We start from the raw sequence: 13,513 nt of genomic DNA on the forward strand, positions 1-13,513 counted from the left end.
ACAACATAAACAGATAAAGTCGTTTAAGATATTGAAACTGTTGAGTTCAGATTGAAAAACGATATAGAAATTGGAAAACCCAAGGAAGTATTAAGAATTTATGAAAATTCAAACTCTCGCTTGCGCTATAGCACTTGCAACAGGTGGTTTATTCTTTACCCATACCATCAATCAGGCAATGGCGGAAACCAATGCTACAAACGTGTCTCAATCGATTCATCCTTCACAAGATCAAGCCTTAGTGACACGTCAACTTGCAACATTGATTGACCGTCAGCATTATTTGAATATGCGTTTAGATGCAAATACATCAAATCGTATTCTCGACATGTATATTGATAGCCTTGACCCAGAGCACACCTTATTTTTAGCTTCAGAAATTGAACAATATAAAAAGCAATATGGTGCAACACTCGGCGCAAAATTAAAAGCAGGCGATTTGTCTGGACCATTTGCGATTCATGCGCATTATCGTGCACGTTTAAAAGAATTCTATGAATTTGAATTGGCTGAACTTAAAAAGACCCAGAACTTAAATCAGCCAAATGAATTTATTGATGCAGATCGTGAGAAAGCTGAATTCTTTGCCAGCAAAGCCGAGTTGCAAAACTATTGGCGTAAGATGCTGGTGTCGCAATTAATCAATCTCACTATTGCTAAGCAAGAAGATCAAGCCAAACAAAAAGCATTGAAAGATGATCCAACATTGGCCAATGGTCAGGATTTGGCAGCATCAGAAGATCTTACACCTGTTCAAACACTCACCAAGCGGTATACCCGCCAACTAGAGCGTATTGGACGAACCAAGAGTGATGATGTACTGGAACGTATCCTCAATGCAATGACCTTGACCTACGATCCGCACAGCAATTATTTCCCACCTGTTGATGCTATGGAGTTGAATCGTCAAACCACCTTACAACTTGAAGGTATTGGTGTTTCGATTCGTCCTGAGCGTGGTAATGAAGACTATACCAAGATTGAAACCATTGTAGATGGTGGGCCGGCAAGTAAGACCGGACAGGTTAAATCTGGTGATCGCATTATTGGTGTTGCACAAGATGGCAATAAAATGGTCGACGTGATTGGTTGGCCAAGTTCTGAAATTGTCGGCTTGATTCGTGGTAAACGTGGCACCAAGGTGTCAGTGAAATTGTTGGCTGCAGGCGCTTCTATGAGCCAAGCACGAGTTGTGACCATTACTCGTGATGTGATTCAAGAAGAAGATGCGGGTGTGCGTTCACGTACTGTAGAGCTGACACGTGATGGTAAAAAACATAAGTTTGGTGTTTTAGAAATCCCATCTTTCTATCTGAACTATCGTGCACGTCGTGCAGGGACCGAATACCGTTCTGTTTCAGAAGATACCAATAAAGCGTTGAAGTCACTTGCAGCACAAAATGTTGAAGGGATTATTATTGATTTGCGTAATAACCCAGGTGGTTCTTTAGAAGAAGTTGCCAAAATGATTGGGCAAGTGATTAAAGAAGGCCCAGTGGTTCAAATCCGTGATGGTAACGGCAATGTGAGCGTGTTTGAAGACACCGACGGTGGTGCGCAAACCTATGCTGGACCTTTGGCTGTTTTGGTTAACTTAGCATCGGCTTCTGCCAGTGAAATTTATTCTGCTGCCTTACAAGATTACGATCGTGCGGTAATTTTAGGAAGTACGACCACGGGTAAAGGGACTGCGCAAGTTCAATTGGATAGTCTTGCTTATGGTCAAGCAACCTTAACGCAACGTAAATTCTACCGTGTGACTGGTGGCAGCACCCAAAACAAAGGTGTGATTCCAGATATCAAACTGGTGGATATTTATGATGAAGAGTTTGGTGAGCGTAAAGCTAAAAATGCTTTGAAATGGGATACGATTCCAACTGCGCCATTTAAACGTGAAGGGTCGATTCAACCATATGTGGCACAGCTTGGTGAAAAATCAAAAGTTCGTGCGGCAGGTGATCCACAGTTCCAATACCTAGAGACACGTAAAGCGATTGCTCAAGAAACCAAAGATCAGAAACGTATCTCTTTAGATATTGATAAACGTAAAGCAGATTTAGTGGCACTTGAAGCAAGAACATTGGCTGCGGAGAATAAGCGTCGCACTGAAACAGGATTAAAGCCATATTCAAACTGGGAAAGTTATCAAGCAAGTTTGGATGCATTGGCTGAATCAAGAGCGAAAATGAAGGTAAACCAACGTCCGGCATTGCCAGAGGAAGAGACCTTTGTGAATGAGGCTGCCAATGTTCTGTTAGATTTGGCACATCTAACAAGTAAATAACTAAAAATTCTATTTAGGTAAAATAAAAAAGCATATCTCGGATATGCTTTTTTTATTTCGATTCAAAAAATAACTTGACGTTCAATAGGATAGTGATATTTTAAGTAAAACGAACGTTCTTTAAAAAAAGGTGAACCTTCTCGCAATTTTGCGTTGTATATATAGAGGTTGCTTATAACAAAAATAGGTTCATTACTGGAAGTAAATTTTTATGAGTTATATGAGTTATGATAGTAATCTCGTAATAGGTTCTGCATGTATTGCAGTTATCATCTGTTACGTAGCTATTTCATTAGAACAACTCATATTTACCCAACATACCCCTCGTCTACAGAAAATTATCTTGTGTTTAAGTGGCATGGTTTTTGGCTTCGCCATTTGGGCAATGCACTTTGTCGGAATGTTGGCTTGTGATCTACCGAAAGGTTATTCCTTTGATTTAACATTAACTGTGATCTCCTATATTATTGCGGCCATGGCTTCGACTTTTGCGATTTGGCTCACCACTCAAGAGACTTTGCCAATTGTACGGTTGATTTTAGGTGGCGTGTTGATGGGACTGGGAATTTCTGGAATGCACTATATCGGCATGCTGGGGCTAGATATTCCAAATCAACAAGTTGATTATGATGTTATTTTGGTGATGCTCTCTGTCATCATCGCGATTAGTGGTTCAGGATTGTCTTTCTGGCTCGCATTTAAATATAAGAACTCTTTTAATCATAAGATGCTTTATAAAATTGCTGTATCAATCATGATCGCACTCAGTATTGTGGGAATGCATTATATCGGTATGGCAGCAGCAACGATCTCATCGGTGCATGACAATCATTTTGGAAGTCAACTACACGAAGGGCAAGGTATTTTATTGTTTACCATTATTTTTGTCGCGAGTTTAATACTTGTCTCTGCTTTTTGTGTGGCGATTTTAGAACGAAGATTAGAAGAACGTAGTTTACAGTTATTACAAGCCAATAAAGAGCTTGAAGACTTAGCACTTCAAGACAATCTGACTAAACTTCCAAACCGATTATTTCTCGTTGAATACACCGATGCTTTATTTTTAGATTATAAGGATATACAGTCTAAAATTGCTTTTATTTATATTGATCTAGACCGCTTTAAATCTGTTAACGACGCATTTGGTCATCATATCGGTGATGAGCTTTTGGTTAAACTCGCCCAGCGTTTATATCCGTTACTTAAGGATGGGCAAAGACTCACTCGTATTGGTGGAGATGAGTTTATTCTGATTCTTGAAGACTCTAATCGTAATGAAGCTGAAGAGATTGCCGAATTATTCTTACAAAAAATACAAGATGGTTTTCAAATCTCAGGTAAAGAAATTAATATTTCTGCCAGTATTGGCATCGTATTTTTCCCCGACCACGGGCAGAACTTACAAGATTTATTGATCAATGCTGACTCCGCCATGATGCAATCTAAAGAGCAGGGGCGTAATACTTTTAGTGTTTATAGCAGTTCTTTAGACCAACAACACCAAAGCCGTAGTCAATCTAAACTCATCAATGATTTATATAAAGCAGTCGAAGAACAACAATTTATTCTATTTTATCAACCTAAATTTACAGCGGACTACCAAATTTGCGGGGTAGAAGCTTTAATCCGTTGGAAGCATCCAACCCTAGGCTTATTAGCCCCGAGTATGTTTATTGATGGTGCTGAGCAAACTGGTCTGATTATTCGTATGGGCTATTGGGCCTTAGAGAAAGCATGTAAGCAAATTCAAGAATGGGAAGATAAAAAATATGCTTTTGGTCCCATCGCCGTAAATCTTTCAGCAGTACAATTTGAACATAAACATTTGATTGAAACTTTAGAAAAATTGATTCAAAAATACCATGTCAAAAATGGTAATTTAATTATTGAAATTACTGAATCTACAGCGATGCATCATATTGATGACAGTATTCAAACCTTTGAGAAATTAAGAAATTTAGGTATCCGACTGGCAATTGATGATTTTGGAACGGGGCATTCGAGTTTCTTGTATTTAAAAGATTTACCTGTAGATGAATTAAAAATAGATCGAGAATTTATCCGTAATTTGTGTGAAGGTTCAAAAGAACAAATCATTTTAGAAAGTATTATCCATTTGGCGATTCGTTTGGGTCTGGTGGTGACAGCAGAAGGCGTTGAAACTGAACAGCAAGCGCAGATTCTTAAACGTTTAGGTTGCCAGCAATTACAAGGTTATTTGTTAGGCATGCCGTTACCTGTAGACCGTTTGGAAACCAATTATAGTATGGTTAAAGCCATACCTTAGATATAAAATATTCAGCCAGCTAAAGACCTAGCACGATCATTCAAACGAGGTTTAAGCTGAGCGTAATCGCGTTTTACTTAACCATCGCCACTGTATATTGAGATCTACGTTGATCTTTAAAACCATTTGCTTGTCGTCTGTATCGCTCATCCTCTTTCTGGAATTTTTGCGATGTCTGTGCGATCAAAGTGCTTAATGATATAGCAACAATCGTTAAAAACGACGCTAAATCTGATACAATATCGCCAATTTTTGAATTCCCATTTTCCAGTTCAAGTACATATTTATAAATGTGTACATAACTGTGTACATATTGTAGATTTTTTATGTTTAAAGATGAATTAGCGGCGCAAGTCGCTCAGCGACGTACCTTCGCTATTATTTCCCACCCCGATGCTGGTAAAACCACAATGACAGAAAAACTGTTGTTGTGGGGTAAAGCAATCCAAGTTGCAGGTATGGTTAAAAGTCGAAAGTCTGACCGTTCTGCGACATCTGATTGGATGGAAATGGAAAAAGAGCGTGGTATTTCGATTACCACCTCAGTCATGCAGTTCCCTTATAAAAATCATGTCATCAATTTACTTGATACACCGGGACATGAAGACTTTTCTGAAGATACCTATCGTACTTTGACTGCTGTTGACTCCGCGTTGATGGTGATTGATGGCGCAAAAGGGGTCGAGGAACGGACCATCAAATTGATGGAAGTGTGTCGTATGCGCGATACCCCGATCATTTCTTTCGTCAACAAAATGGACCGTGAAATCCGTGAGCCATTAGAATTGCTTGATGAAATTGAAAACGTGCTTAAAATCCGTTGTGTGCCGATTACTTGGCCATTGGGTATGGGGCGTGACTTCGCAGGCGTATATAACATCATTGAAAATAAGCTTTATGTATATAAAGCGGGTTTTGGTTCGACCATTACAGATATTGAAATCCGTGATGGCTATGACTATCCAGACATTCGTGAAAAAGTAGGCGATTTGGCCTTTGCTTCATTTGAAGAATCTTTAGAATTGGTGCAAATGGCGAATGATCCGCTAGATCCAGCGGAATTTTTAGCAGGTCGTCAAACGCCAGTATTGTTTGGTACAGCGTTAGGTAACTTTGCGGTTGACCATGTATTAAATGCATTTATTCAGTGGGCACCACAACCAAAAGCGCATCCAACACATGAACGTACTGTTGAAGCAACGGAAGAAGGCTTCAGTGGATTTGTATTTAAAATCCAAGCCAATATGGACCCAAAACACCGTGACCGTATTGCCTTCATGCGTATCTGTTCAGGTAAGTATGAGAAAGGTTTAAAGATGAATCATGTGCGCATTGGTAAAGATGTGCGTATCAGCGATGCATTGACATTCCTTGCGGGTGAACGTGAGCAACTTGAAGAAGCTTGGCCTGGCGATATCATTGGTTTACATAACCACGGTACGATCCAGATTGGTGATACATTCACTTCAGGTGAAAAACTTCATTTTACGGGGATTCCACACTTTGCACCTGAAATGTTCCGCCGTGTACGCTTAAAAGATCCATTGAAATCTAAACAATTGCAAAAGGGTTTAAAAGAGCTTTCAGAAGAAGGTGCAACTCAGGTGTTTATGCCGCAAATCAACAATGACTTGATTGTTGGGGCTGTAGGTGTACTTCAGTTTGATGTGGTGGCGTATCGTTTGAAAGAAGAATACAAAGTAGATTGTATTTATGAGCCAGTGAACATCAACACAGTGCGTTGGGTTTCTTGTGATGATGAAAAGAAATTTAATGAATTTAAGAAAAAGGCACATGACCAACTTTCTGTCGATGGTGGTGGGCATTTAACTTATCTCGCACCAAGCCGAGTGAATCTACAATTAATGCAAGAGCGTTATCCGGATATTCAATTCCGTTCTACACGTGAGCATTAAGTTCAGCTAACTTATTGCAAAATGTAAAAACAGCTTCCTTGTGAAGCTGTTTTTGTATCAAAATACAATGCTTTTTGTCCAAAGGGATTTATGCAGTGCAATTTTCAAAAAAAATAATTTCAGTGCTTTGCTTAAGTACAATGGTTTTGGTTGCATGTGATTCTAAAAAAGATCAGGACAAAGATGGTTCTGTATTACAACCCAAACAAGAAGCCGCTGAAGTCTTACCTTATTTAAATATTCAAGAAACCAAAGCTGATTATGCCTTACCGTTTTGTGAAAAGAACAATTGCATTGAAATTGATATTCAAACCATTAAAACCCAAGACAATTGGTTAAATCAGTGGATTGCAAATAGTCAGTCCAGCGTGATTCAGGCACAGATTGATTTAAAACAGAATATGACCTTACAACAGGCCATTAATGCTTTTGTCAAAAAGTCAGATACTTGGCAAGAAGAATTCCCGAAAAATAAAGCCTTTGAACTGCATATGCAAACGCGTATGGCTTCACAACGTAATCAGTATGTTTTGTTGCAAGTTTCAGTCAATAGTTTACAAGCGGATGTCAGTATCAAAGAACGACAATACTTTTTTGTTGCTGACCGGAAATTGAAGAAAAGCTTAAGTATTTTAGATGTGATTGATGCCAAACATCAGAACCAACTGAATACTTGGGTCCAAGAAAAATATGCAGAATGGTTGGAAAAGCAAAATAGTGATGTGAAAAAAAATGCGCCTAAAAAGTTATATTGGGGGCAAGCCGATTGGTTCTTTGATGGTGAAGGTGTTGGCTTACATTATCGCGCCAATGAAATTGTCGAAGATGGTACCCAGTTGGATATTTATTTGAGCAAAGAACAGACGCAAAAAATACTCAAGCCTGAAGTGTATCAACGCATGTTCTAAGGTGTATTCTGATCATTCTGCCAATTTTAGCGGGATTCTAAAGCAGAGCGGTTAAGATGATTGGTCCTTGTTGAATTGACTCAGCGATCAATAAACTAGGGCCACGTATTGCAATAACGCTTCAATTTTCATACAAATTTTGATTGAGGATTTGTATAGAGAAGAATAGGCTAATGAATATAGAGATTAAAAAATCTTGGCTTGATTCGTTGGATAGGTTTGTGAAATGTTAAATCAAAAAAGTACTTTAGCGCTTTCAATTCTGGTGATCACTTTAGGGTTAACTGCATGTCAAAAATCTGACTCGAAAAAAGCAGAACCAACAGTTGATCAAAGTGCTGCATCTCAAGTGCCTGATACATCAATGTTATTACAGGGCGATACAGAAAAAGTAAAATTGACACTGCCTGAGTGTAATGGCAATACATGCCCTGAGTTTTCTATAGAAAGACTAAAAAGTAATCAGGCTTTTGTTGATGAAACGATTGATCAAGCGATTCTTGATAATCTGGATAAAATGCTGGATATCGCGCAATTGAGTAAAGCAAAAAAAGATGCAGATCAGCAACAAACGGCTTCACAAGCTTCAGCAAGTGAGGTGCAAGCCAATAAAACCCCTGTTCAGCAATTGCAAGAGCGGGTGCAACCTTATGCAAATTCATTCCTTGAGATGGATAAAGAGCTTAAAACATTAGGGGCAAGTGGCCAGATCACGATTAGTTTAAGTCCTAAAATTTTAAACTCAGATAAACCTTTAGCAACGGTGGTATTAAATACCAGTAGTTATTTAGGCGGTGCACATGGGGCATCTGCGCAAACCTATTTTAACTTTGATTTGGTGAGTAAAAAACAAGTTGGCTTGGATCAAATCATTGAAGCCAATCAAAAAGCTAAATTTGAAAAATTGGCACATGATGCATTTAAAACTTGGGTTATCGATTCAAAACTGGCTGAAAGCGTCAATGAATATGAACAGGCGTGGAAGTTTACATTATCAGACAATTTCTATTTGGGTAAACAAGGTCTGATTTTACAATATGGTGAATATGATATAGGGCCTTATGTTGTTGGCTTACCGCGTTTGATGATTCCTTACGATCAGTTAAAAGGGGTGTTGAAAAGTCAATATTTCCCAGCGGAGATGCAAGTTGATCAGCCAAGCAGCTCCACACCTGCTGCAAGTGGTAAAGCGAAATCCTAATGCCTTGGCCTTTGTTTGATACGCATACGCATTTTGATGTTGCTGATTTTGATCTGGATCGGGAACAATTAGCGTATCAAGCAAAAAAGGTAGGTGTAGAACATTTGATTTTGATTGGGTTTCTATATGAACGCTTTCAAGATTTGATTGACACTCAGCAATTTTTAAATCAGCTAGATAATGCGCCCCGTAGCCATCTTGCGCCGGGGTTGCATCCCTTTTATATCGAACAACACCGTCTAGAGCATTTAAATGCTTTGGAAAATATACTGAAAACTGAAGCGTGTATTGCGGTTGGTGAAATTGGCTTAGACACGTTTCTTAAACAGCATAAACAAGCTGAAATTTTTCAAAAACAACAAGATTTTTTTTCAGCCCAAATTGAACTTGCCCAACAATACGATAAACCCATTCTTCTACATATTCGTAAGTCACATGCTGACGTGCTTGCAATGTTGAAACAGCACCAGTTTAAACATGGTGGTATTGCACATGCTTTTAGTGGCGGGATAGAAGAGGCAAAAGCCTTTATTAAATTAGGCTTTAAACTGGGTGTCACAGGACAAATCACCAATCCAAATGCCAAAAAACTGCAGGCAGTTGTACAAGCGGTTGGTGCAGAACATTTAGTGCTAGAAACCGATTGCCCAGATATGACACCACTGTGTTGCCAGATGTCTGACCAACAGCATACCCGTAATACACCAGTGAACTTGCCTTTTGTCTTGGCAGGTTTAGCTGAAAGCTTGGCAATGGATCAGGCAAAGCTGGCAGGGATGTTGTGGAAAAATTCACATGAATGCTTAGGGTCTGTTGCCATTTCATAAATGGCTTGCGTTGTAGGTTAAAATTGAGCAGGCAAGGCAGGAAACGAAGAGAATAGCGAGACTATTTTCAAGTTTCATAACGAAGGCTGAGATAATTTTAGCTACAACCCTTCGGGACTAGCGTGTTTTTTGCCGCTACGTCGTTACGAACTACTCATTTAGAATGACTAAATTTCGTATTTCGTGCCTAGTATCGCCTAAAAAACACACGTAGTCGCAAACGTTAACGAATTGTCAACAGACCCCATATTTAGCGATGTAAATTTGAATAAAAATAACCAATCAACAACACCTAAAATAAATATTTGTCTTAGATTTAAAGAAGTACTCCAAGTAGCCAATAAGAAAGTTAACGCCAAGCTGGAGGTTCAACCAATGGCAAAATATGGTCATATCAATCGTTTAAATTCTCTACAAGACCTAACTGTAGGGGATACAAGATATAAAATTTTTAATTTAAAACAGGTTCAATCGAGTTTAGGTGATATTTCAAAATTGCCTAAATCACTCAAAGTATTATTGGAAAATTTACTTAGATTTGAAGATGATCAAACCGTGAGGCAAAGCGATATTCAGGCGATTGTTGATTGGCAAAAGAATAAAACTTCAGATCAAGAAATCCAATATCGCCCTGCACGGGTCTTGATGCAAGATTTTACCGGTGTACCTGCTGTGGTAGATTTGGCTGCGATGCGTGCAGCTGTACAGAAAGCCAATAAAGATCCCAATTTAATTAACCCTTTATCTCCAGTGGATTTGGTCATTGACCACTCTGTGATGGTGGATCACTTTGGGACAGATCATGCCTTCGATGAGAACGTCGAAATTGAGATGCAACGTAATGGAGAGCGTTATCAATTCCTCCGTTGGGGGCAGTCTTCTTTTGATAATTTTAGTGTGGTACCGCCCGGAACAGGGATTTGCCATCAAGTCAATTTAGAATACCTAGCTCAAGCAGTGTGGCTGGGTGAAAGTGATGGTGAAGTATTTGCCTTTCCCGATACCTTAGTCGGTACAGATTCACATACCACAATGATCAATGGTTTAGGTGTATTGGGTTGGGGCGTGGGGGGGATTGAAGCCGAAGCGGCCATGCTTGGGCAACCGATTTCAATGCTGATTCCAGAAGTGATTGGTTTTAAATTGACAGGGAAATTGCGTGAAGGGATTACCGCAACGGATTTGGTTTTAACCATTACTCAGATGCTACGTAAAAAAGGCGTGGTGGGTAAATTTGTTGAATTTTATGGTGATGGGTTGGCATTTTTACCGCTTGCAGACCGTGCAACCATTGCCAATATGGCACCTGAATATGGTGCAACATGCGGCTTTTTCCCGATTGATGAAATCACTCTAGGCTATATGCGTTTAACGGGTCGTAAAGAAGACCGTATTGCATTGGTTGAGGCCTATTGTAAAGAACAAGGCTTATGGCGTCATACCGGGGATGAACCTGTATTTACCGATGTGCTTGCTTTGGATATGGGAACCGTTGAAGCCAGTGTTGCTGGCCCGAAACGTCCGCAAGATCGAGTGGCATTGCCTGATATCCCACAAACTTTTAGTGCCTTAATGGCGCTGGATCTTAAGCCAGCTAAAGGTGAAGAAAAAGAACGTTTAGCCAATGAAGGTGGTGCAGGTACAGCAATTGATTCAAAACAGTCTGCTTTACAAAATGAAGAGCCGCATTGTGTGATTGACGGTAAGCGCTATCCATTGACGGATGGCGATGTGGTAATTTCAGCGATTACTTCATGTACCAATACCTCTAATCCAAGTGTGATGTTGGCTGCGGGTTTGTTGGCAAAGAAAGCCATTGAAAAAGGTATTCAACGTAAGCCATGGGTGAAAAGCTCTCTAGCACCAGGCTCTAAAGTGGTAACCGATTATTTAGAAGCAGCAGGGCTATTACCTTATTTGGACCAGTTGGGCTATAACCTCGTTGGTTATGGCTGTACCACATGTATTGGTAATTCTGGACCTTTACCTAAACCGATTGAAGACGCTATTCAGTGCCATGACTTGAATGTTGCATCGGTACTTTCAGGCAACCGAAACTTTGAAGGGCGGGTACATCCACTGGTAAAAACCAATTGGCTAGCATCACCGCCTTTGGTGGTTGCATTTGGTTTACTGGGTACCATTCGTAGTGACATTACCAGCACAGCATTAGGGCACGATCAACAAGGTCAACCAGTATATCTCAAAGACATTTGGCCGAGTCAAATCGAGATTGATGAGGTGCTGCAAAAAGTTAATACAGAGATGTTCCATAAAGAATATGCGGCAGTTTTTGATGGTGATGAAAAATGGCAAGCAATTCAAATCCCTGATTCTGAAACCTATGAATGGGATGAAAACTCAACGTATATTCGTCATCCTCCATTCTTTGACGGTATTGATCAACCCGCGAAACCAATTAAAGATATTCTCAATGCAAATATCTTGGCCGTTCTTGGTGACTCAGTCACAACAGATCATATTTCTCCAGCGGGGAATATCAAGAAAGACAGTCCAGCGGGGCGTTACCTAGAAGCGCAAGGTGTCGATCAAAAGGACTTTAACTCTTATGGATCTCGTCGAGGCAATCATGAAGTGATGATGCGAGGTACCTTTGCCAATATTCGTATCAAGAATGAAATGCTCAATGGTGAAGAGGGCGGCAATACCCTCTATATCCCGACAGATGAGAAGTTAGCCATTTACGATGCTGCGATGAAGTATCAGCAAGATGGTACGCCGTTGGTCATCATTGCAGGTAAAGAATATGGTACAGGTTCATCACGTGACTGGGCGGCGAAAGGCACCAATCTTTTAGGAGTAAAAGCGGTGATTACTGAAAGCTTTGAACGAATCCATCGTTCAAATCTGGTTGGTATGGGGGTTTTACCTTTGCAATTTGTAGATGGTCAAACCCGTCAATCACTCAACTTAACTGGGCATGAGCAACTGTCGATTTATGGACTTTCTGATGACATACAACCACATGAAAGTTTAGATGTGGAGGTTAAACGTGTCGATGGTTCAATAGATCGTTTCAAAGTGTTATGCCGTATTGATACTTTGAATGAAGTGGAATACTTTAAAGCAGGTGGTATCTTGCATTATGTACTGCGTAATTTAATCGCTTCATAGCCTAATCAATAAATCACGATATATTTCAGTTCTCCAAGCCCTGTATAAAATACAGGGCTTTTTTTATTGTGTTGGAGCAAGACACACTGTCGATAAATGAGTAAAATAGCGAGGTATTTTTGAGTTGATACTAGACATGACTGAACTTTTCCAAAATGATGAATATGAGCGCCGTTTTGCAGGCGTAGCCAAAATTTATGGAGAAGAGACATTCAATCACTATGAAAAAAGTCATGTCATGGTGATCGGTATTGGTGGAGTCGGCTCATGGGCAGTCGAAGCCTTAGCACGTACAGGGATTGGCGAGTTAACACTGGTCGATATGGATTCAGTGGCTGCTTCAAATATCAACCGACAGCTTCCTGCAATGACCTCAACTTTAGGTCATGAGAAAATTGAAGTGATGGCGGAACGTTGCCGTTCAATTAATCCTCGGATCAAGATCAATTTGATTGATGATTATCTCAGCCCAGATAATATGAAAGAAATTCTAGAAAATGTTCCCGATATTATTTTAGATTGCATCGATGACGTTAAAGCAAAATTTGCACTCATGCTACATTGTCGGTTTAATAAAATTCCTTTGATTGTTTCGGGTGGGGCAGGTGGTAAGCTTGATCCTCTAAAAATTCGTGTTGCTGATTTATCTAAAACAGAACAAGATCCGATGCTTGCAAAATTAAGGAGTCAGTTGCGCGCCAAAGGCATTTGTAAGAAACCAAAAGAAAAATTTGGCATTACGTGTGTGTATTCAATTGATAATCCTTTTTCCAGTGCTGATGTGTGTGCGAGTGCAGGCTTGCGTTGTGGTGGATATGGTTCGGCTGTGGTGGTGACTTCTAGTTTTGCGATGGTCGCCGTTGCAGAAGTGTTGAAAAAGTTAGATCGGATCAAATAAGTGCTTGGTATTTTTAAGTAAAAGTTTAGATGCATTTAAAAATCATAAAAATTCAGT

The 13,513-nt window shown here is 39.8% G+C and carries 8 protein-coding genes; all 8 read left to right on the forward strand.

Annotation, left to right across the window (positions count from 1 at the left end; translation table 11 throughout):
• The first annotated feature begins 100 nt into the window (after positions 1-100).
• The 8 genes from ACZ5QH_RS02840 to ACZ5QH_RS02875 all read left to right on the forward strand — a co-directional run bounded on the left by ACZ5QH_RS02840 (position 101) and on the right by ACZ5QH_RS02875 (position 13,456).
• The gene (locus tag ACZ5QH_RS02840; RefSeq protein WP_004818923.1) at positions 101-2,284 is read left to right on the forward strand and encodes a carboxy terminal-processing peptidase; all 2,184 of its coding nucleotides are present in this window, start codon (positions 101-103) and stop codon (positions 2,282-2,284) included.
• A gap of 211 nt (positions 2,285-2,495) precedes the next feature.
• Positions 2,496-4,571, forward strand: a complete 2,076-nt coding sequence (locus ACZ5QH_RS02845) for a putative bifunctional diguanylate cyclase/phosphodiesterase (RefSeq protein WP_303576694.1) — start codon at positions 2,496-2,498, stop codon at positions 4,569-4,571.
• A gap of 326 nt (positions 4,572-4,897) precedes the next feature.
• Positions 4,898-6,487, forward strand: coding sequence for a peptide chain release factor 3 (locus tag ACZ5QH_RS02850; RefSeq protein ID WP_004723253.1), 1,590 nt, complete (start codon positions 4,898-4,900; stop codon positions 6,485-6,487).
• A gap of 140 nt (positions 6,488-6,627) precedes the next feature.
• Complete coding sequence (locus ACZ5QH_RS02855) at positions 6,628-7,395, forward strand: hypothetical protein (RefSeq protein ID WP_004818929.1); 768 nt, start codon at positions 6,628-6,630, stop codon at positions 7,393-7,395.
• A gap of 226 nt (positions 7,396-7,621) precedes the next feature.
• Positions 7,622-8,596 carry an RsiV family protein gene (locus tag ACZ5QH_RS02860; RefSeq protein WP_004818931.1) on the forward strand — a complete coding sequence of 325 codons (975 nt, stop codon included), beginning with the start codon at positions 7,622-7,624 and terminating at the stop codon, positions 8,594-8,596.
• Positions 8,596-9,423 carry a TatD family hydrolase gene (locus tag ACZ5QH_RS02865; RefSeq protein ID WP_303576695.1) on the forward strand — a complete coding sequence of 276 codons (828 nt, stop codon included), beginning with the start codon at positions 8,596-8,598 and terminating at the stop codon, positions 9,421-9,423. Before ACZ5QH_RS02860 ends, ACZ5QH_RS02865 begins: the two co-directional genes overlap by 1 nt.
• A 375-nt stretch (positions 9,424-9,798) precedes the next feature.
• Positions 9,799-12,558: an aconitate hydratase AcnA gene (gene acnA / locus ACZ5QH_RS02870; RefSeq protein WP_303576696.1), complete on the forward strand. Its 2,760-nt coding sequence runs from the start codon at positions 9,799-9,801 to the stop codon at positions 12,556-12,558.
• A 136-nt stretch (positions 12,559-12,694) separates the two neighbouring features.
• Positions 12,695-13,456 carry a tRNA threonylcarbamoyladenosine dehydratase gene (locus tag ACZ5QH_RS02875; RefSeq protein WP_303576697.1) on the forward strand — a complete coding sequence of 254 codons (762 nt, stop codon included), beginning with the start codon at positions 12,695-12,697 and terminating at the stop codon, positions 13,454-13,456.
• The last annotated feature ends 57 nt before the right edge of the window (positions 13,457-13,513 follow it).

This window comes from Acinetobacter sp. Ac8 (assembly GCF_055392545.1).

Excerpts from the sequence above, each read along its gene's own strand:
- ACZ5QH_RS02845 (WP_303576694.1), top strand. The coding sequence starts at position 2,496 with ATGAGTTATATGAGTTATGATAGTAATCTCGTAATAGGTTCTGCATGT.
- acnA (WP_303576696.1), top strand. The coding sequence starts at position 9,799 with ATGGCAAAATATGGTCATATCAATCGTTTAAATTCTCTACAAGACCTA.
- ACZ5QH_RS02860 (WP_004818931.1), top strand. The coding sequence starts at position 7,622 with ATGTTAAATCAAAAAAGTACTTTAGCGCTTTCAATTCTGGTGATCACT.
- ACZ5QH_RS02850 (WP_004723253.1), top strand. The coding sequence starts at position 4,898 with ATGTTTAAAGATGAATTAGCGGCGCAAGTCGCTCAGCGACGTACCTTC.
- ACZ5QH_RS02875 (WP_303576697.1), top strand. The coding sequence starts at position 12,695 with ATGACTGAACTTTTCCAAAATGATGAATATGAGCGCCGTTTTGCAGGC.
- ACZ5QH_RS02865 (WP_303576695.1), top strand. The coding sequence starts at position 8,596 with ATGCCTTGGCCTTTGTTTGATACGCATACGCATTTTGATGTTGCTGAT.
- ACZ5QH_RS02840 (WP_004818923.1), top strand. The coding sequence starts at position 101 with ATGAAAATTCAAACTCTCGCTTGCGCTATAGCACTTGCAACAGGTGGT.
- ACZ5QH_RS02855 (WP_004818929.1), top strand. The coding sequence starts at position 6,628 with ATGGTTTTGGTTGCATGTGATTCTAAAAAAGATCAGGACAAAGATGGT.